We start from the raw sequence: 20,684 nt of genomic DNA, 5'->3' as shown, positions 1-20,684 counted from the left end.
TTTCACGGTAAGGTCACACGTTGTTCGCAACCAAGAGATCCTGCCGGCGGAGATTCGACATCCAGCGCCGACAGCATCTGGCATATTTACACAGGAATCGAGGGACATGGAAGTCCCATGCGGGAGTAGCAGGGCAATTTGATCGCCGCATCGCCGCGTCGCCGCCAGCGGGGGGTGCGGTCTCGGTGGTGACTGCGCCTTGCAAGCCAGGAGGATGAAGAGAAGCGCGCACAGCGTCTGCCACAGGTCGTGTAAATCGAATGAATCCGGCGCGCCAGGGCTACCTCGGCCCCATCACGGCGCGCGGCGGAGGGGGTCGACTTGGCTCCGGGGTCTGCGGGGTGGTGACGAAGTGATTTTCACCCGCTTCCTCTGTACCCTCTTCGTTCGCGGGGAGGTCTTGTCACGATGCTTTCGCTTCTCATCGTCCCTGGCTACAGCGGCTCCGGCCCTCGCCACTGGCAGACGCTCTGGGAGCAGAAGCTCTCCTTGGCGCGCCGCGTGGAGATGCCCGACTGGGATCACCCGGACCGACGCGCGTGGGTCGAGGCGCTCGACCGGGCGGTCGCCACCAGCGCCGAGCCCCCGGTGCTTGTCGCGCACAGCTGCGGCGTGAGCACGGTCGTCCACTGGGCGGCGCTGGGCGCGCGACCCGTGCGCGCCGCGCTGCTCGTCGCGCCGGCCGACACCGAATCGCCGAGCTACCCGCGCGAGGCGTCGACGTTCCACCCGTTGCCCGGCGTCAGGCTGCCGTTCCCCTCGATGGTCGTCGCGAGCGCGAACGACCCGTACTGCGCCCCGGAGCGAGCCGAAGCCTTCGCGCGCGCCTGGGGGAGCCGCTTCATCCAGGCCGGGCCGTGTGGGCACATCAACGTCGACGCCGGCTTCGGGCCCTGGCCCGAGGGGGAGCGGCTCCTCGCGGCGCTGATAGGGGAGCCCGTCTCACGGGTGTTCCGCGCTTGAGTTGGCGAGCGCCGTCTCAGCGATTCTCGGCCTGGGCCGGGACTTCGAGGCGCAACGCCCAGGCCTCGTACGCCGGCACGCCCAGCGCGGCGAGCGAGGGGAGGATCACGCGGTCGATCCGGTCGTAAAAGGCGCGCGCCGCGGCCGGACGCGAGGGGATCCCGAGGTTCGGGCCGGCGGGCGGAGGCGCCTCGGGCAACGGCTCGCCGTCGGCGCGCGAGGCGCCGGCGTGGATGCGGTCGTAGTGCGCGAGCGAGAACGCCAGATCGGCGGCGAGCCAGTCGCGCTCGTCCTCGGTGAGGCGAGGAAAGACGAGGCGCGCGAGCGCCCAGCCAAAGCGGTCGTGGAGGATCTCGTCCCGCAGGAGGGTGCCCACGACCACCTGCAGGCAAGGATCGGTGGTGTGCTGCTGGAGGACGTCGAGGATGCCGACGGACGCGGATTCGCCCACGCAGAACATCGATGCGGTCCACCGGGCGACGAAGAGATGGGCCGGGAGGCCGTTCCGTGGGAGCTGGAGATCCGAGGGGGCGAGCGTCGCTCCGTGGTTGCCGCCGAGCGCGTCGGCCGCGCGCGCGCACAGCTCGGTGTGGCGAGCCTCGTCCTGGAGGAGGCGCGAGGCCGCGGTCGTGACCTCCAGGGGCAAACGCATCTCGGCGAAGCGGGCGATGAGCTCGCCGAAGACGATCATGGAGCGGTATTCGGCGACCGCTCGCGCGGCCCACGCCTGGCGGGCGATCTCGACGTCGGCGGGCGGGAGCGCCGCCGGGTCGAGGCGGTCCCACGGGGGCGCGGGGTAATGGCGATCGAGGAAGCGGCGGTGGAGCGTCGCGAAGAGCCGCTCGGTCGTGCCGAGAGGGAACGCGGTGTTCATGAGGGGATGGGGCGCGGCCGCCGGCGAGCGAGGGGGGCGGCGGGGGATGTCGCTCGCGTCACGGCTTCGTGCGCGACGGCGTGTTGATGTGCAGCGGCGACGTGGGCGGGGGTTGGGGTTGGCCGGGCGGAGGACGACCCACGGTCGCGGAGGACGACGCAGGGGGCGCCGTCGGCGGCACTGGCGGGGGCGTGTTCACGTCCACGGGCGCGTTGGGCGGGGCGTCGCTCGGATTGGGCTGCGGAGCATCCGGCGGGGTCGCGGAGGACGAGGACTCGGTGGGCGCTGCGGTCGGCGTCGGCGGGACGTGGTCGATGGGAGCCCGTTCGTTGATCGTGTGGTCGGGCGCGGAGCTCCCGCCGCAGCCGGTGACGAGCGCGGCAGCCGCCAGGAAATGGGCGCGAACACGGGCGAGGCGCTGCGGGTCGAGGGGCATGCGGCGAGCCTAGCGGGGCAAGCGGGGGGTTGGGAAGCGGGGAGAGGGGAGCGATGGGGCGCGGTGCTTCAGCTCGACGACGCGGCGATGTGGCCACTCTGCACGCGAATCGTGCAGCACGCGCCCTCGAAAACTACCTCATTTCACCATTCCTTGGTTCTACGCCTCGAGCCGGGTGAGCGCCGTCACGTCCGCGAAATGTGGAAGCGGGGGATGATCAGAAGGTGACGAGGAGCTCGCCGCCGGCCGTCGCGTTGTTGCCCTCGAGGAGCTCGGGGACTTCGCCGTAGGCGTCCACGATGGCGCCGAGCGTGTAGGTATCCACGGGGGCGTAGGTATCAGCGGGGACGACGAGGCTCTCGCACTGGCCTACTGCGAGGCTTGGCACCCAGGCGCCTCCGGGGAGGAAGTCGGCCGTCGTGATCGTCGCGTCGGCGGACAGCCGGACCTCCACCATGGTGCCGTAGCTCGGGGCCGTCCCCTGGTTGCAGACGGTGATCGAGGTGTCGAAGAGGCTGCCCTGCGTGACGCTCGGCGGGCCGCTCACCGTCGAGACGACGAGATCGGCGCCGTAGCCGATGGCCATCAGCTCGCCGGCGGCGGCGTTGTTGGTCTCGATGAGCTCCTGGACCGGGCCGTTCAGGTCCACGAGCGCGCCGAGGTGGTAGGCGCCGTCGGGAGCATAGGCGCCGGCGGCCACGGTGATGCTCTCGCACTGGCCGGGGCTCAACCCGGGGACCCAACCGTTGCCGACATGGATATCGGAGGGCGTGACCGTCCCATCCGACGACAGCAGCACATCGACGCTCGTGCCGCCGCTCGGGGTCGTGCCCTGGTTGCACACGGTGACGATGGCGTCGAAGCCGCCGCCCGGCGCGGCGGACGATGGGCCGCTCACGGACGCGATGAGATCCGGCTGGTAGCCGACGCCGAACACGCCGCTTGCGTTGATGTTGTTGGTCTCGATGAGCTCCTGGGTCGAGCTGAAAGGGTCCACGACGGCGGCGAGGCGATAGGCGCCGTCGGGCACCGCCGAGTAGGCGGGGATGGTCACGACCGTGCACTGGCCAGGATCCAGGTGCGGCACCGGCGCGCCCCCGGCGATCACACCCGCGCTGGCCGCCTGGTCGCTGGCCGCCAGGCGCAGCTCCACGTCGCTGCCGTAGCTCGGCTGCGTGCCCTGGTTGCAGACGGTGACCTCGGCGTCGAAGCTGCTGCCTGGCAGGGCGCTGGGCGGGCCCTCCACCGCGGAGACGATGAGGTCCGGCCGATAGCCGACGCCGAGCACGCTGCCCGTCGCGGCGTTGTTGGTCTCGATGAGCTCGGGAGTCCAGCCGTACGGATCGACGATCGCGCCCAGGTGGTAGGCGCCGTCGGGCCCGTACGCGCTCGCCGGGAAGGTCACGGTGGCGCACTGGCCCGGCGCGAGGGACGGCACCGGCCCGTTGCCGGCATGGGAGTCGGCCGTCGTGATGGTCGCGTCCAAGGAGAGGCGCAGCTCCACGTCGCCGCCGTAGCCCGCCTGCGTGCCCTGGTTGCAGACGGTGACCTCGGCGTTGAAGTTATCACCCGGGGCGAGGCTCGGCGGCCCGCTCACGGCGGAGACGATGAAATCCGGCCCGAGGCCGACGCCGAGCACGCTGCCCGCCGCGGCGTTGTTGGTCTCGATGAGCTCGGCGAGCGATTCGCCTGGGTCCACGATCGCGCCGAGGTGGTGGGCGCCGTCGGGCCCATAGGCGCTCGCGAAGACGAGCACGGAGGTGCACTGTCCAGGGCTCAGGCCGGGAACAGAGCCGCTCCCCGCGTGGAGGTCCGAGGGCGCGATGACGTCGTCGCTCGACAGGAACAGCTCGATATCGACGCCGTAGCTCGGGGACGTGCCCTGGTTGCAGACGGTGACAGAGGCATCGAATCCGCTGCCCGGCGGGGCGCTGGGCGGACCGCTGACCGCCGACACGACGAGGTCCGGCCCGAAGCCGACGCCGATGAGGTCACCCGAGGCGGCGTTGTTGGACTCGATCAGCTCTTCCTGCCAGTCAACCACATCGACGAACGCTCCGAGGCGATAGGTGCCGTCGGGAACATAGGAAGTTGCGGCGACTGGCACCGCGGCGCACTGCCCGGGTGCCAGGAAGGGGACCATGCCGCCGCCAGCGGGAGTGTCGCCTTCCGTGATCGTGGCGTCGGCGGACAGGTAGAGCCCCAGTTCTGTGCCGTAGCTCGGCTGCGTGCCCTGGTTGCAGACGGTGACGGAAGCGTCGAATCCGCTGCCCGGCATGGCGCTGGGCGGGCCGCTGACCGCGGAGACGATGAGGTCGGGCCAGTTGCCGACGCCGATCATGGCGCTCGCGTCGGCGTTGTTCGTCTCGATGAGCTCGGGAACCCAGTTGTCCCGGTCGACGATCGCGCCCAGGTGGTAGGCACCGTCGGGCACGTACGCGCTCGCCGGGAAGGTCACGGTGGTGCACTGGCCCGGATCCAGGTACGGCACCGGACCGTTGCCAGCAGGGGAGTCGGCCAACGTGAGGGTCATGTCCGCGGAGAGCAGCAGCTCCACCTGGGTGCCATAGCTCGTCTGTGTGCCCTGGTTGCAGACCGTGACCGACGCGTCGAAGCTTCCGCCAGGGATCATGCTCGGCGGCCCGCTCACGGCGGAGACGACGAGATCCGGCGCGTGGCCGACGCCGATCACGCTGCCCGCCGCGGCGTTGTTGGTCTCGATGAGCTCGCCGATCGCGCCGTGCGGGTCCACGATCGCGCCGAGGTGATTCGCGCCGTCGGGCACATAGGCGCTCGCGGGCACGACGACGGAGGCGCACTGCCCGGGGTTCAGCCCGGGGACATCGCCGTTCCCGGCGTGGATGTCCGAGGGCGTGATCGCCCCGTCGCTCGACAGCAGCAGCTCGACGTCGGCGCCGTAGCTCTGGGTCGTGCCCTGATTGCAGACGGTGACGGCGGCGTTGAAGTTGCTGCCGGGCGTCACGCTCGACGGCCCGGTCACGGCCGAGACGACGAGGTCGGGCCAGTGGCCGACGCCGATCAGATCGCCCGGCGTCGCGTTGTTGGTCTCGATCAACTCGGGCTGCCAGCCGTACGGCTCGACGATCCCGCCGAGGTGATAGGCGCCATCGGCCACGTAGACGCTGGCGGGGACCGTCACGGCCGCGCACTGGCCGGGATCCAGGTAAGGCGTCGGCGCGCCGCCCGCGAACGCGTCGGCCTCCGTGATCGTGGCGTCGGCGGACAGGCGCAGCTCCACCATGCTGGAGCCCGGGGTCGTGCCCTGGTTGCAGACGGTGATCTCCGCGTCGAAGCCGCTGCCCGGCAGGACGCTGGGCGGGCCGCTCACGGAAGCGACGGTGAAGTCAGGCCAGGTGCCGATGCCGATCAGAGCGCCTGAGCCCACGTTGTTGGTCTCGATGAGCTCGGGGACCCCGCCCTGCGGGTCGACGATCGCGCCGAGGTGGTAGGCACCCTCGGGCACATAAGCGCTCGCCGGGAAGGTCACCGTGGCGCACTGGCCGGGATCCAGGTACGGCACAGGACCGCCGCCGGCGAGGAAGTCGGCGATCGTGACCGTCGCATCCGCGGAGAGGCGCAGCTCCACGTGGGTGCCGTAGCTCGGCTGCGTGCCCTGGTTGCAGACGGTGACCGACGCGTCGAAGCCGCCGCCGGGGAACACGCTCGGCGGCCCGCTCACGGCGGAGACGATGAGGTCGGGGCCATGGCCGACGCCGATCAGGCTGCCCGCCGCCGCGTTGTTGGTCTCGATGAGCTCGAGGAGCGAGCCGCCCGGGTCCACGACGGCGCCGAGGTGATAGGCGCCGTCGGGCACGTAGGCGTTCGCGGGCACGGCGACGGAGGCGCACTGCCCGGGGCTCAGACCGGGCACATAGCCGCCCCCGGCGGGCGCGTCGAACGGCGTGATCGCCTGATCGGACGAGAGCACCACGGCGACCTCGCTGCCGTAGCTCTGGGTCGTGCCCTGGTTGCAGACGGTGACGGAGGCGCTGAACCCGCTGCCGGGCACGAGGGTCGGCGGCCCGCTCACGGCGGAGACGATGAGATCCGGCCGATAGCCCACGCCGAGCAGCCCGCCCGACGCGGCGTTGTTGGCCTCGTTCAGCTCTCCTTGCGAGTTGTACAGATCGACGATCGCGCCGAGGTGATAGACGCCGTCTGGCACGTAAGCGCTCGCAAGGACGGTCACCGCGGCGCATTGCCCCGGATCCAGGTACGGCGCCTGGGCGCCGCCGGCGGCCGGGTCGGTCCACGTGATGCTCTCGTCGGGTGACAGGCGCAGCTCCAGGGCGGCGCTGTAGCTCGGGGTCGTGCCCTGGTTGCAGACGGTGACGGTGGCGTCGAAGCCGCTGCCCGGAAGGGCGCTCGGCGGGGCGCTCACAGCGGAGACGATGAGATCCGGCCGATAGCCGATGCCGACCACGGCGCCGGCTGCGGCGTTGTTGTTCTCGATGAGCTCGGGAACCCCGCCGGACCGATCGACGATCGCGCCCAGGTGGTAGGCGCCGTCAGGCGCGTAAGCGCCCACGTGGAGCGTCCGCGTGGTGCACTGCCCCGGATCGAGGTACGGCACCACATCGCCGCCGATGGGCACGTCGTTCGCCGTGATGATCGCGTCCGAGGAGAGGTACAGCTCCACGTTGCTGCCGTAGCTCGTCTGCGTACCCTGGTTGCAGACGGTGACCGAGGCGTCGAGGGAGCCGCCAGACATCGCGCTCGGCGGCCCGCTCACCGAGGACACGATGAGGTCCGGCTGGTAGCCGACGCCGATCGCGCCGCCCGTCGCGGCGTTGTTCGCCTCGATGAGCTCGGCGATCCAGTCCGGAGCATCCACGATCGCGCCCAGCGTGTATGCGCCGTCGGGCACGTACGTGTTCGCGGGGATCGTCGCGGAGAAGCACTGTCCGGGGCTCAGGTCCGGCACATAGCCGTTGCCGATCGGGAAGTCGGCGGGTGTGATCTCGTCATCGGGCGAGAGCAGGAGGTCGACATCGGTCCCGTAGCTCGGCTGCGTGCCCTGGTTGCAGACGGTGATCGAGGCGTCGAACCACGCGCCGGGCACCTGGCTCGGCGGCCCGCTCACCGCCGAGACGACGAGGTCCGCCTGGTAGCCGACGCCGAGCAGCCCGCCCGCCCGCGCGTTGTTGGACGTGGTGAGCTCCGGGTTCCAGCCGCTCTCGTGCGCGATCGCGCCGAGGTGATAAACGCCTTCGGGGACACTGGCGCTGGCGGGCACGGTCACCGACTCGCACTCGCCAGGGTTCAACCAGGGAACCGGGGCGCTGCCGAGGGGGTGATCCGGCGGCTCGATCGTGGCGTCCGTCGAGAGCAGCACATCCACGAGCGCGTGCTGGCTCGACGTCGTGCCCTGGTTGCACACCGTGACCTGGACCTCGAAGCCGCCGCCGGGGAGGGCGCTGGGCGGGCCGCCCACGGCCGAGACGATGAGATCCGGGCCGTAGCCGACGCTGATCTCGCCTGCCACTGCCGTGTTGTTGGTCTCCGAGAGCTCGATCACCTGCTCGAACGAGTCCACCACGACGCCGAGCGTGTACGCGCCATCGGGCACGGCCGCGGCGGTCTGGACGCCGAGCTCGACGCATTGCCCCGCGTCGAGATACCCCAGCGGCGCATAGCCGGTGATGGGATCCGACGGTGTGATGATGTCGTCGTCCGAGAGGCTCACCTCGACTTGGGTGCTGTAGCTCGCCGAGTTGCCCTGGTTGCACACAGTGACCCACGTCGTGAAATAGCCGCCCGGCAGGATGCTGGGCGGCGCGCTCGCGCTCGAGATCACGAGGTCGGGCTCGTCGCCTGTGAGCGCCCCGGTCGCGGCCCCGATCGGCTCGGGATCGTCAGGGGGTCCGCTGCTCCCGCACCCCACGGTCATCGCCAGCATGCCGAACGCGAAGCACGCCCGTCGCACCAGAGATACTCTTAGGCTGAGCATAGAGAATCAGGAGAAGCTGGGGGCGCGTCCACGTCAAGGGGGTCGCGATTCTCGCTGGAGTTTCGCGGGATAGGGGCCTTGCTCCGTCACGAGGCCAGGGGCGCCTCGGCTTCCCTGGCGTCTTCGGTGGCGAGGCGCGCGCTGGCCTTGCGCTCACCGCTGGAACCTGAGAGAGGAGCGCCATGAACGGGAAGGTCTGCATCGTCACCGGCGGCAACACGGGCATTGGCAAGGAGACGGCCCGCGGCCTCGCTCAGCGCGGCGCGAAGGTGGTGCTGGCGTGCCGCGACACGGGCAGAGGGGAGGCGGCGCGCGACGAGATCGCGCGCTCCACCGGCCGCAAGGACGTGGAGGTGATCGCGCTGGATCTCGGGAGCAAGGCGAGCATCCGCGCCTTCGGCGAGCGGTTCCGCGCGGCGCACGAGCGCCTGGACGTCCTTGTGAACAACGCCGGGGTATGGCGGAGCTCGCGCGGCACGACCGAGGACGGGATCGAGGCGACGTTCGGAGTGAACCACGTGGGGACGTGGCTGCTCACGCAGGACCTCCTCCCGCTCCTGGAGAAGAGCGCGCCGTCGCGGGTCGTGGTCCTGTCCTCGAAGCTGCACTACCGCGGCCGGATGGACTGGGAGGACCTGCAGTTCGAGCGGCGGAAGTACGGCACGACCGCGGCGTACACCCAGTCGAAGCTCGCGAACGTGCTCTTCACCAAGGCGCTGGCCCGGCGGCTCGAGGGCACCGGCGTCACGGTCAACGCCGTCCATCCGGGCGTGGTCAGGACTGACCTGATGCGCGATTATCCAAAGCTCCTTATGAAGCTCTTCAACCTGTTCCTGCTCACGCCCGAGCAAGGGGCCGAGTGCTCGCTGCACGTGGCCACGGCGCCGGAGCTGGCCGGGGTGACGGGCGAGTACTTCGAGAAGAGCCGCATCAAGCCGGCGGCCGAGGCGGCGCTCGACGAGGCCGCGCAGGAGCGGCTCTGGAAGCTGACCGAGGCGCTGGCGGCGTAGCGCCCCGCCGCGGCGCGCGGTCGAGCGCGACGCTCGCAGAGCAGGCAAAGGCACCGCATGTTGCACGAACCCGAGCGCCACGAGGCATTGACATCCGTCGCATGGGACGAGGACGTCGCGCGCGACGCCATCCAGGGCATCGTTCGCGACACCGAGGCGCGCTTCTCGGAAGACGCGTACTGGCCGCTGCACCCGAAGGACGTCGAGCCCGGCGACGACCCGAGCCAGCCGGCGCTGCCGCTCTACCACGGCGCTGCAGGCGTCATCTGGGCGCTGCGCTACCTGCATGCGGTGGGGGCGGCGCCAGGCGCGATGCGCACCACGGAGCAGCTCGACGCGCTCTTGCTTCGCAACCGCGCATGGCTGGCCTCGATGCCGGGTGATGAGAGCGCCGCGTTCATGATGGGGGACACGCCCATCCTCCTGATGGTGCAGGGCGAGCGGCCCACCGAGGAACGAGCCGACCGGCTCGCGGCGCTCATCGAGCGCAACCTCGACCACCCGGCGCGCGAGCTGATGTGGGGGGCGCCCGGCACCATGCTGGCGGCGTCGTTCCTGCACGAGCGCTTCGGCGACGCGCGCTGGGCCGATCTCTTCCGCCGCACCGCCGAGCGCCTCTGGTCGCAGCTTCAGTGGTCCGACGAGCACGGCTGTCATTACTGGTCGCAAGACCTCTACGGCCGCCGGAGCACCTATCTCGACGCCGTCCACGGGTTCGTCGCGACCGCGCGCGCGCTCCTCCATGGCCGGCACCTGCTGGACGCCGGCGACCGGGCAGCCTGGGAGCAGGTCATCGCCACCACGATCGGGCGGACAGCCACGCGAGAAGGCAGGATGGCCAGCTGGCCAGCGCAGCTGGCTTTACAGGGCGATGCCCCGTACCCCCGGCTGATGCAGTTCTGCCACGGCGCGCCCGGCTTCGTCATCTGTCTTGCCGAACTCCCCAGCCCCACGCTCGACGAGCTCCTTTGGGCCGCTGGCGAGGCGACGTGGGCGGCCGGGCCTCTTTGTAAAGGCTCGAACCTTTGCCATGGCACGGGCGGAAACGGCTACGCCTTCCTCAAGCTCCACGAGCGCACGGGCGACGCGCTCTGGCTGGATCGCGCGCGCGCCTTCGCGATGCACGGCATCCTTCAGACGAAGGAAGACGCGCGCCGGTACGGACAGCTGCGCTACTCGCTCTGGACGGGCGATCTGGGGTTCGCGGTCTACCTCTGGGACTGCATCCGCGCCAGACCGGCCTTCCCGACGCTCGATGTCTTCTATCCGCCCGCGTAGCCAAGCCCTGGAGGCGCTGCGGCCTCGCTCGGCCCACTGCGCCTCAGGGGCAGCTCGGCCGCCACGCGTCGTCGGCGAAGTACCTGGCGATGAGGTCGTGGAGCGGGCGATCGTAGTCGCGCAACTCGGCCCGGGTGTCGATGTCGTTGTGGATCCCGTTCGTGGGGATCGCCTCGGTGTTGGCGTCGAACCAGGACTGGACCCCCTCGGCCCAGTATTCGTCCTTGTTCGTCGCCGCGTAGGTGTTCTCCCATTTCCCGGCCTGGAGCGCGGCGTCGAAGGCGTCCTCGAGCTCCCTGTTGAACGCCGGCTCGACGAAGGCGATGCCCATGATCGCGATGGCGTGCGAGAACTCGTGCACCAGGATGTCCTCGCCGAGGTACGGATCGCTCGGATAACACAGGACGTTCTCCTCGGCGCAGGAGCTCGCGGGCCGGGCGGGGGTCGCGCCGAGGCCGCGGGCCCGCGTGTCCCAGTCCGTCCCCGGGAACGCCTCGTACAGGTCGCTGTGCTCGGGGATGTCGGTTGTCACCTCCGTCTCCGCCATCACGGCGACGCGCGTGTGGTTCTCGATCATCGCCTGACGCACGTCGTCGCGTTGGCCGAGCATGCGGACGACCACCGAGCAGGTGCGCAGCAGCGCCGCGTCAGGCACCTTCTCGGAGCTGATGACGGGAATCCCCGCGGCGTCGACGTACTTCTTGTAGAAAGGGTCGAACCCCAGCTCGGGCGGCACCTCCGAGACGCTCCCGCACCCGCCCTCGGGCTCTCCTCCTCCTCCTCCTCCTCCTCCTCCGGCCCCGGCGCCCGTCGCGGCGCTGGAGGTCGCGCCCTCGGCCGCGCTCGAGCTGGCCTCCGCGGCGCCGCCGGAGCCGCCGCTGCCGGCTGGACCCGCGCCGCCGCCGCCGCCCGCGCCACCCTCGTCGGCCGGCGACTCAGAACAGGCGGCCAGGGCGCAGGTGAGGAGAGCGATCAAAGCAACTCGTCCATGCACGCTTTCACGCATGCGCGCGAGGCTACAAGAGCTCAAGCCAGCATCCAAGGCGCGAGCCGGCTGAATGCGCAGTTGACCGTGTCAGCCGGCGCGGCCCCCTGGCGGTGACGGCGCAGGAGCTGGCACAGCCCGGCGCACGGCGAGCCACGCCGTGCGGCCGAAGGACTGGATTCCACGAGCTTTCTGCGCCGCGCCAGGCGCCGGTGCGTGCGGCACGCCGCGTGCTGTCGGAGCGGGCATGACGGTGCAGGAACGACGGGGGCATGCATGATGGAGCGCTCACCCAGCGATCGCGTTCACCCTTGGCCCCAGCCGCGCGTGGGTGCGGCTCTCTTGTCGCTCGCCCTTGGCGTCGGCTGCTCGGGCGAGACCCAGCTCCCGACGGAGGAGCACCCACCGAAGCCGGAGGTGTGCGACTTCGAGCTTCCCGTGGCCGCCGCGCCTGCGCTGAGCGGCGATCTTCGGATCAACGAGGTGATGACCGGCAACGACGGCGCCTGGGTCGACGAGGTCGGCGAGACGGACGATTTCATCGAGCTGATGAACATCGGCCAGCGCGCGCTCGATCTCGGGGAGTACGCGCTGAGCGACAAGTCCGGCAAGGCGACGCGGCTGCCGAAGATGGCGCTCGGGCCGGGGCGAACGGTGCTGCTCTGGGCCGACGACGCGCCGGAGCAGGGCCCGCTGCACCTGCCGTTCAAGCTCTCGAATTCGGGCGCGCGCGTGGCGCTGTGGTCGGCGTCGTGCCAGCTCGCCGACCTGGTGAATGTGCCGGAGCTGCCGCGGTCCGAGAGCTACGCGCGCTTGCCCGACGGCACGGGCGCGCTGTCGATCTGCCGCTATGCCACGCCCGAGCGAGAGAACGGCGAGACCTGCGGTCCGCCGGATCCGCCGAACCTCGACGACAGCATCCGCTTCGCGCCTTTCCAGTGGCCCGAGCCGTTCCCGGCCATCGCCGGGCCGCTGGTCATCTCCGAGCTCTCGCTGCGGCCCGCGGGGTTCGTCGAGGTGCTGAACGCGAGCGGCGCGCCCGTCGCGCTCGACGGCTTCGCGCTGCGCCTCGCGGCGCTCTCTCCGGGGCAAGCGCTGCCCGGCGCCGATGCGGGCGTGCTGCTCGCGTGGCCCGAGCCGTCCGTCACGCTCGCGGCCGGGGAGCGGGTGAGCGTGCCGGTGAGCGCGAGCGACACGGCCGAGATCGAGGCCTCGCCCGATTTCGAGGGCGTGGCGACGCTGTGGCGCGAGGACAGCCCGGAGCCGAGCGATCGCATCGACTTCATGGCCTGGCCCGAGGGCGCGTCGCTGGCCCGCGTGCCCGACGCCGACGGGGCGCCGCGCTTCTGCGGGGCGGCGAGCCCCGGCGCCGCGAACGAGGGCTGCGCCGAGCTCCCGGGGCGTGAGCTCGCGAGCGGGCGCACGCACCGGCTGGAGACGGCGGCGGACTTCGCCGAGCTGGCCGAGGGCGGCACCGCGGTCGGTGAGCTCGGCGTCAAGTTCGTCGTCGACATGGCCGCGAACGACACGGTGCACCTCCTGAGCACGCGCGATTGGGCGCTCCACTACACCTTTGTCCGCGAGCAGATCCGGAAGGAGCCCCACCTCGATCGCTGCGATCCCGAGCAAGCCGCGGAGTTCAACGTCGGCTGGGGCTTGTTCAGCCAGACCGAGTACTTCCGGTCCGAGGGCCGTCGCTACCTCCTCGGCACGCTGGTCGAGCACACCAACGGAGCCAAGACCGTCGAGTTCTCGCCCGGCGACCAGATCGTCGGCGAGCAGATGCGGCGCGCGTTCTTCGCGGCGATGAAGGCGGTGCCCGACCCGGAGGCGTGGGCGATTCGGCCCACCGAAGGGCGCCAGATCATCGAGCTGCGGGCGATCGAAGGGACCGCGCCCATCGTGGGGCCGAACGCGCCGTACAAGGGGCTCACGTACCAGTCGCTGAACCCGGCCGAGGGCTTTGGCACGCTGACGTTCGTCCCGGCGCGCGATCTGGAGACGGCCGAGCTCGGGCCGAACGTGATCGTGGTGACCGACGACGTGCCGAACGAGACCGCGTTCATGGGCGGCCTCATCACCGAGGCGTTCCAGACGCCGCTCGCGCACGTGAACGTGCTGGCGCGCGGCCGGGGCACGCCGAACATGGCCCTGCGCGGCGCGCGCGACGACGAGCGCCTGAAGGCCCTGTTCGGCAAGCTGGTGCGGCTCGAGGTGCGCGCGTCGGACTTCGACATCCGCGAGGCCACCGCGCAGGAGGCGGACGCTTACTGGGAGAAGCGCAAGCCGACCGGCGCGCGGCTCTCGCCGGCGCTCGACCTCTCGGTGCGCGGGGTCGTGCCGCTCGACGCCGCGGGTTACGCCATGAGCGACAGCATCGGCTCCAAGGCGGCAGGCATGGCCGAGCTGTACCGCGTGAGCGGCGTGGGGCAGTATTGCCCGCTCGACCTGCTGCCGCTGTACGTGCCGCCCGCCGCGTTCGCGATCCCGTTCTCGCACTACATGGATCATTTCGAGGCGAGCGGCGCGGCGGAGCTCCTGGCCGAGCTCGAGCAGGATCCCGAGTTCCGCGCCGATCCGCACGCGCACGCCGAGGGCCTGGCCGAGGTGCGGGCGCGGATGCTGGCGCACCCGGTGGACCCCGCGATCTTGAGCGAGGTCACGGGCGCGATCGAGCAGCGCTTCGGCGGCGACCGCGTGCGCCTGCGCAGCAGCAGCAACACCGAGGATCTCGCGACCTTCAACGGCGCGGGCCTGCACACGTCGACGAGCGGCGACCTGGACGCCGAGTCGAGCTCCATCGAGGAGGCGCTGCGCACCGTCTGGGCGAGCCTGTGGAACACGCGCGCTTACGACGAGCGCGAGTTCGGCCACGTCGAGCAGGCGCGCGCGGCCATGGCCGTGCTGGTGCACCAGGCCTGGCAATCCGAGCGCGCGCAGGGCGTGGCGATCAGCCGCAACGCGCTCGACGCCACCCGCGACAGCCAGTACTACATCAACGCGCAGATCGGGGAGGCCTCGGTCACCAACCCCGCGCCCGGCGTGACCAGCGACGAGATCGTGTACACGCCGCCGCCTCGCACGATCAAGGCGGAGTACCACACGCGCTCGAGCCTGTCGCGCGGGCGCGACGTGCTGTCGTTCCCGGAGGTCCAGCGGCTCGGGTGCGTGCTCGAGTCCGTCCACGCTCATTACCGGCCGCTGGTGGACCCGAAGGGGGAGAACCGGCTGTACGCGATGCAGATCGAATGGAAGCTGATCGGCCCGGAGCGCCGGCTGCTGGTCAAGCAGGCGCGGCCCTACAGCTTCGGCACGCTGGAGGCGCCAGGCGACTGCCGCGAATACTAGGCTCGACGCCTCCCTCTCATTCGAGGAAGACCGTGATCGGCTGCAAGCTCGTGGTGGCCGAGCGGTTCGCCGGATCCGTGAAGCAGGAAGGGTGATAGATGCCGTTCTTGGGGGCAATGGGGTCGCAATAGGTGTCACACGGGCCAAGAAGTTGGATCGCCCCGCACGGTTGGATGGAGCCAGTCGTCTCGTCGATGTGCCCGGCGGCGCAGTCACGAAGCGCCGCGCGTGAGCTCGCATCGTTCTCTGGAACATGGCAGGCATAGAGCGCCGGCGAGCTCCCGTAGATGTTGCCCCAGAACGCACCCTCCTCCCTCGTGAACGTGGACAGCTCCGGCGAGTTTTGTTTGTTGATCGCCTTGGTAGGTCCACGCGAAGAGAGCACGACGGGGACCCTGTAGTAGTTGGTGCGCGCCGCCAGGCACGCCGAGATCCAGCGCTGTCCGTTACCATCCAGCGGGACCCACGCCCAGCTCCTCACGAGTCCGAGCACGCCTGTGTAGATCTCGTCGTGATAGACGCCAGAGGCGTCGATCCAGCCGAAACGGAACGATTGCGAGCTTTCGAGCGCGCACTCGACGACGTACCTCAGGTGCTCGCGTGAGAGGGCGCCGTCCGGCCCGGGGTCCAGGATCGCGGTCAGCGCCTGCGGGCCAAGGGCGATGAGGCTCAAGGCGCCGACTGCCAGCGCGTTGGGGTTCAGCGCGTTGGGATTGAGCGCGTTGGGGTTCAGCGCGTTGGGGTTCAGCGCATTGCCGGCCTCGAGCGCGCTCTGCGCTTCGCCCAAGGGCGCTTCAAGCCACTCTCCGTCCTCGCCGCATCCGGTTCCGGCCAGAACGATGAGCGGTATCAGACCTGCCATGGTATTTCGAGCCATATCAGTCCCCCACTGAAAGGCTGCAATTCTGGTAATAATGGCAGAGTTTACTGAGGGTGTCGAGCGAGCGGGTCGAAGTCGTGGCGTGACGTCCGATGGACAGACGTCTGGAGCGTGAGGGGGACTTCGATGGCGTGCTCTGGTACGCCCCTGGCCGATCTCGGGTACGTCATCGGCGGCGAGGAGACCGAGGGGCGCTCGGCGCGGCGGCGCCTCGGCGGTTCCGCCGGTGCTTGCCGAGCGTTTACAGGCGCGCCGTCGACCGTTAGTTTCGCGAGCAGCGAGGTGCCCATGTCCACATCTGCCGAAGGTCCGACGTCCGACGAATCCCTCACCCCCGTGCGCTGGGGCGTCCTCGGGGCGAGCAACTTCGCGTTGACGGTCAGCCTGCCCGGCATGAAGCGGGGGCCGCTGACCCAGCTCGCCGCGCTGGCGTCGCGCGACATCGGCAGGGCGCGCGACGCCGCGCGGTCGCTCGGGATCCCGAAGGCGTACGGCAGCTACGATGAGCTGCTCGAGGATCCGGAGATCGATGCCGTCTACAACCCGCTGCCCAACCACCTGCACGTGACGTGGACGGCGCGCGCCGCCCGCGCCGGCAAGCACGTCCTGTGCGAGAAGCCGATCGCGCTCAGCGCCAGGGATGCCGAGGCGCTTGTCGACGTCCAGCGCGAGACGGGCAGGCTGATCGCTGAAGCGTTCATGATCCGCAACCACCCGCAGTGGCAGCAGGCCAGGGACTGGGTGCGAGGCGGCCAGATCGGCGATCTGGTCAGCGTCCAGGCGGCGTTCTCGTATTTCAACCGCGACGCCACCAACATCCGCAACAAGAAGGAAGTCGGGGGCGGCGCGCTCTACGACATCGGCTGCTACGCGGTGAACACGTCGCGCTTCCTGTTCGGACGCGAGCCCGTGGGGGCGATCGCGCTCGTCGAGCGCGATCCCGAGTTCGGCACCGATCGCTTGACCTCGGGCCTGCTCGATTACGGCGGCGCGCACCTGACGTTCACGTGCAGCACGCAGGCGGTGGCCTACCAGCGCGTGAACGCGCTCGGTACCAGGGGCCGCCTCGAGATCGAGATCCCGTTCAACGCCCCCGCCGACCAGCCGTGCAGGGTCTTCCTCGATGACGGCTCGACGCTGAACTGCAGCTCGGCCAGGGTCACCTCGTTCCCCGCCGTCGACCAGTACCACCTGCAGAGCGAGGCGTTCTCGCGCGCCATCCGCACGGGCAACCCCGTCGAGAATTCGATCGAGGTCGCGGTGGGCAACATGCGGGTCATCGACGCGCTCTTCCGTTCCGTCGAGAGCGGGCGCTGGGAGAGGGTCTAGCGGCGCGTCAGCGCGTGACGGCGCCGAGCTCCACGAAGGCTCCGTCGGTCATGACCACGAAGGGGCGCTCGTCGAAGGTCAGACCGCCCTTGCCGTCGTGGTCGACGATCTGCAGCTTGCCCATGCCGTAGCCCATCGGGCCGCGCGCGTAGTAGTGCGCCTGCAGGGTGTACCGGCTGGCCCGTTGCTCCCGGGGCGCGCGGATGGTGAAGCACTCGGGCCCGTAGCCGGTGGTCACGTCGGCGTAGAGGCGCCCGCCGCCTGGCAGCGCCGGGTCGCCGTAATAGGCGTGGCCGCCGCGGTCGTCCCGGATGTGGAAGTCGACGTCGTTGGCGTCGGTCTCCCAGTTCAGCACGAAGCGGAGCGAGGGCGCGTTTTCGAGCGCGGCGCCGGCCTTCGCGAGCCGGGCCAGGATGGCCGCACGGCGCGCGGGCTCCACCTTGAGCCACGCCGCGGCGACCAGGCCGAGATCCTCGCGCAGGATGCTCTCCACGCCGACGAAGCGCCCCGGCGGGTAGCGGCGCGCGACGCCCGCCGCGAGCGCGTCGAAGGCGGCGGCGTGCTCGCCCCGCTTGAGGCGGGCGAACGCGAGCAAGCGGTGGCTCGCGGGGTGGTCGGGGCGCTGCTCGCGCGCCTTCTCGTAGGTGTCGACCGCCAGCTCGAGGCCGGCGCCGCCCGCGAGCCGCTCGAGGCGCGCGCCGGCGAAGCGGCGGAGGTCCGCGCGCGCCGGGAACAGATCGATCAGCGAGCCGTACGCGCGGGCGGCGCCCGGCGTGTCGCTCGCCGCCTCGAGCGCCTCGCCGAGCGCGACGAGCGCGAGCACGTCGCCGGGGGCCTCCGCGCGCCAGGCCCGGGCGTCGCGCACGGCGGCCGGCGCGTCGCCCCGGGCGAGGGTGTCGTGGATCTGCTTGAAGCGGCCGGTATACGGCTCCGATCTCGGGGGCGCGGCGTCGTCGGGGGCGTCGGGGGCGGCCGGCGCGTCGGGGGCGGCCGGCGCGGGCGCGGTGTTCGGGGGCCCCGTGAACGCGATCGGGAACACCACGTCGACGCTGCCGCCCTCGGGCGCGGGGAAGGTGAGGTCGCGGAAGGCGCGGATAACGCAGGAGACCACGGCCCTGTCGGGCAGATCGGAGCCGCCGTCGCGCGCGTTGACGAGCGCGCCGTGCGGGTCGATGGTGAAGCGCACGGTGACGCGGCCTTGCAAGCTCTCGTCGCGCAGGAGCCCGCTCTCGTAGCAGAGGCGGAAGCGGCCGAAGTTCTGGCGGACGATGCGCTGGATCACCTCCGGCGGGAGGCGGCCGCTCACCTGGGTGGCGCCCATGCGGACCTGCGGCGCCCTGGTCCGGTGGCTGCCAGCGAGGCGGCCGTGGCCGCTGCCGAAGCCCTGGCCGGCGCCCGTGGCGGCCGACGCGGCGCTCGGCGCGGGCGCCGCGGCCCCGGCAGCGGCCCCGCTGCCGTGGCCGAGGGTGCCGATCTCGCCGAGGCCGATGCCCTCGCCGCGGCCGCCGCCGCCCTCGCCGACGCCCGATAGCCCGAGCCCGCCGGCGCCCCCTCTGACGACCGACCGCGCGACCCCGGCCGCGCCGAAGGAGTACTGGCTGTCCGCGCCAGGAGGAGGCGCCGGCGGCGCGGGGGGAGGGCGCAGGGCGGCGCTCCCGCCAGGGGAAACGTCGGCGCTCTGCTCAGCGGAAACCTCGGCGCGCTTGCCAGGCGAAGCGCCGGCGACCGGGCTTTGGGCCGGCGCGGGGGCCGACGGCTTCCCGGTCTGCGGCCGCGAGCGCCTCTGCACGGCGACGCGGCCGTCGTCCACGGTCAGGATGTCGGAGAGCCCTCGCCGGGCGATGTCGAAGCGCGCGTAGTCGTGCTCGGTCTCCAGCACGAGCAGCGCGGTGTACGGGCTCAGCACCCGGTGCGCGATCGAGAGATCGATGATCTGCTTGCGGATCGCGTCCTGGTCGCCCCCGGCGCCCTCTCGGGCGAGGAGGCCGTCGATCTTCGCCCGGGCCCACGAGCGCTCGAGCAGCGGGCGCTCCACGCCGCGGAGGTCGGGCGTCGTGGTGCGGCCGTCGACCGTGAGCCGGACGGGCAGCTCGGCCGGCACCTCGGCGTAGACGAGCGCCTCGTCCCCGGGCTGCACGCCGTTCAGGGTGCGGGGCCAGACCCAGCGCGCGCCCTCGATGTTCACCGCGATCCCCGAGCGCGTGGCCGAGCCGAGGCGCCGCTCGATCTCGGCGGCGCCGCGCGCGCCGTCGACCACGGCGCCGTCGCGGGGCAGGCCCGCCGCGACGAGCTGCCGCAGCGCGGCCTCGTCGCGGAGGCCGCCGAGCGCGACCGCGTCGAGCCGCTCGACCCCCGCGCCCCGCAGCGCCGCCGCGGCGCCGCGCAGCGCGCCCGGCGCGACCTCGCCCGCCGTCGCGATGCCGTCGGAGAGCAGCACGACGCGCCGCTGGCCGCGGGCGCGCGCGCGTTCGCCGGCCCAGCGGAGCGCGCGCCCGAGATCCGAGGCGCCGAGCGCCTGCCGCTCGCGGATGCGCGCGAGCTCCACCTCGCCGAACGCCGCGGCCGCGCCGTCGAAGACGGGGGTGACGGCCTGGTCGTAGCAGGCGACGGTGAGCGGCGCGCCCGGGCCGCCTGCCTGGGCGACCGCCCGCGCGAGGGCCGCGAGCACGCCGAGCTGCTCCTCGAGCCCGAGCGCGCGTGAGGCGCTCGTGTCCACGAGGATCACCGCGGAGGCGAGCGGATCGGGCCGCGCATCCACCGGAGCGTTCACGCGGGCGAGCACGAGCTCGCCGCTGCGCAGGCCGCCACGCGCCTCGGTCGACGTGAGCCGCGCGGGCTCCACCACGAAATCGGCCTCGGGCGCGGCGTCGTTCCGGCGCAGCGCGTGGACGGGCGCTGCGGCGCCGGCGACGGTGGCCTCGACGTCGAGGCGGCTCACCGTGGGCAGGCCGCGCAACGGGACGGCGAAGGGCGCGTCCGGGCGGAGCTCCTGGGAGTACGACAGGACGATGTGCTTCACGCCGCGCGCCGGGATGGGGAAGACCCGCGCGCTCACCTCGTTGCCCGCCGCCTGCTCGAGCAGCGCAGGGTCCTGCTTGCGGTGGAGGAAATCCTCGTACGCCTCGCGCGCGCGCTGGCGCTCGACGACCTCGCCCTCCTGCCACCGGTCGTCGATCTTCATGGCGAGGCGCCCGACGCTCGCGCCGGGCGGCAGCGTCACGCTGAAGGTGCCCTCGAGCACGCGATCCTCGGGGTTCTCGAAGGTGAGGTGCAGCTCGGCGAGCGCGAGCGGCGCCTCGATCACCGCGCGGCCGGTGAGCGCGACGAGGCGCAGCCCGGTGCCGTCCGCGGCGGTGAGCCGGAACGGCGCGGCCTCGGGGCGGCGCGCCACGACGGCGACGGCCGGCGCGGCGGGCAGGGGGCGCGGCGCGGCAGGCCCGGGCCCGCGCGAGAGCGAGGCGGGGGTGGCGGGCGGCGAGGGGCTGTCGGCGCAGCTGAAGAGGGCAGGGACGAGGGCGGCGATCGCGGCGAGCGCAGCGCGGCTGCGGAGGAGGGCTCTTGGCACAGGGGATCTCCGGTCGTGGCGCGGCGGGCCGAGCGTGAGCGCGGG

Annotated in this window: 11 protein-coding genes; 5 read left to right on the top strand and 6 right to left on the bottom strand. The window is 71.7% G+C overall.

The window, feature by feature from the left end; genetic code table 11:
- The first annotated feature begins 408 nt into the window (after positions 1-408).
- Positions 409-963, top strand: a complete 555-nt coding sequence (locus WMF12_RS28370; RefSeq protein ID WP_437850394.1) for an RBBP9/YdeN family alpha/beta hydrolase — start codon at positions 409-411, stop codon at positions 961-963.
- 16 nt (positions 964-979) lie between these two features.
- Here the strand turns inward: WMF12_RS28370 and WMF12_RS28365 are convergent, their stop codons facing one another.
- The 3 genes from WMF12_RS28365 to WMF12_RS28355 all read right to left on the bottom strand — a co-directional run bounded on the left by WMF12_RS28365 (position 980) and on the right by WMF12_RS28355 (position 8,220).
- Entirely contained in the window at positions 980-1,837 is an 858-nt protein-coding gene (locus WMF12_RS28365; RefSeq protein WP_437850392.1) for a hypothetical protein, read from the bottom strand.
- Between the two features lie 58 nt (positions 1,838-1,895).
- Complete coding sequence (locus WMF12_RS28360; RefSeq protein ID WP_437850390.1) at positions 1,896-2,273, bottom strand: hypothetical protein; 378 nt, start codon at positions 2,271-2,273, stop codon at positions 1,896-1,898.
- 217 nt (positions 2,274-2,490) lie between these two features.
- Positions 2,491-8,220, bottom strand: a complete 5,730-nt coding sequence (locus WMF12_RS28355; protein WP_437850388.1) for a CARDB domain-containing protein — start codon at positions 8,218-8,220, stop codon at positions 2,491-2,493.
- Positions 8,221-8,426: 206 nt separating this feature from the next.
- Here WMF12_RS28355 and WMF12_RS28350 point away from each other — a divergent pair, with 206 nt between their 5' ends.
- Positions 8,427-9,254, top strand: a complete 828-nt coding sequence (locus WMF12_RS28350) for an SDR family oxidoreductase (protein WP_437850386.1) — start codon at positions 8,427-8,429, stop codon at positions 9,252-9,254.
- 57 nt (positions 9,255-9,311) lie between these two features.
- Positions 9,312-10,532 carry a lanthionine synthetase C family protein gene (locus WMF12_RS28345; RefSeq protein WP_437850384.1) on the top strand — a complete coding sequence of 407 codons (1,221 nt, stop codon included), beginning with the start codon at positions 9,312-9,314 and terminating at the stop codon, positions 10,530-10,532.
- 43 nt (positions 10,533-10,575) lie between these two features.
- On the opposite strand, the gene WMF12_RS28340 is transcribed toward WMF12_RS28345, so the two are convergent.
- A complete protein-coding gene (locus WMF12_RS28340; protein WP_437850383.1) occupies positions 10,576-11,508 on the bottom strand; it encodes a hypothetical protein in 933 nt (310 codons plus the stop codon).
- A 351-nt stretch (positions 11,509-11,859) separates the two neighbouring features.
- On the opposite strand from WMF12_RS28340, the gene WMF12_RS28335 reads away from it, so the two are divergent.
- Complete coding sequence (locus tag WMF12_RS28335; protein WP_437850381.1) at positions 11,860-14,865, top strand: PEP/pyruvate-binding domain-containing protein; 3,006 nt, start codon at positions 11,860-11,862, stop codon at positions 14,863-14,865.
- A 16-nt stretch (positions 14,866-14,881) separates the two neighbouring features.
- Here the strand turns inward: WMF12_RS28335 and WMF12_RS28330 are convergent, their stop codons facing one another.
- Positions 14,882-15,742 carry a hypothetical protein gene (locus WMF12_RS28330; protein ID WP_437850379.1) on the bottom strand — a complete coding sequence of 287 codons (861 nt, stop codon included), beginning with the start codon at positions 15,740-15,742 and terminating at the stop codon, positions 14,882-14,884.
- A gap of 291 nt (positions 15,743-16,033) precedes the next feature.
- Between WMF12_RS28330 and WMF12_RS28325 the strand changes: the two genes are divergently transcribed.
- Positions 16,034-17,074, top strand: coding sequence for a Gfo/Idh/MocA family protein (locus WMF12_RS28325; RefSeq protein ID WP_437850378.1), 1,041 nt, complete (start codon positions 16,034-16,036; stop codon positions 17,072-17,074).
- 7 nt (positions 17,075-17,081) lie between these two features.
- Here WMF12_RS28325 and WMF12_RS28320 read toward each other — a convergent pair whose 3' ends face one another.
- Positions 17,082-20,639 carry an AgmX/PglI C-terminal domain-containing protein gene (locus WMF12_RS28320; RefSeq protein ID WP_437850376.1) on the bottom strand — a complete coding sequence of 1,186 codons (3,558 nt, stop codon included), beginning with the start codon at positions 20,637-20,639 and terminating at the stop codon, positions 17,082-17,084.
- Positions 20,640-20,684 lie beyond the last annotated feature (45 nt).

Origin of the sequence: Sorangium sp. So ce363 (assembly GCF_051520435.1) — a bacterium.
Lineage (GTDB): Bacteria > Myxococcota_A > Polyangia > Polyangiales > Polyangiaceae > Sorangium > Sorangium cellulosum_B.
The sequence above is the reverse complement of the archived record's forward strand: the minus strand, read 5'-3'. Positions and strand labels throughout refer to the sequence as shown.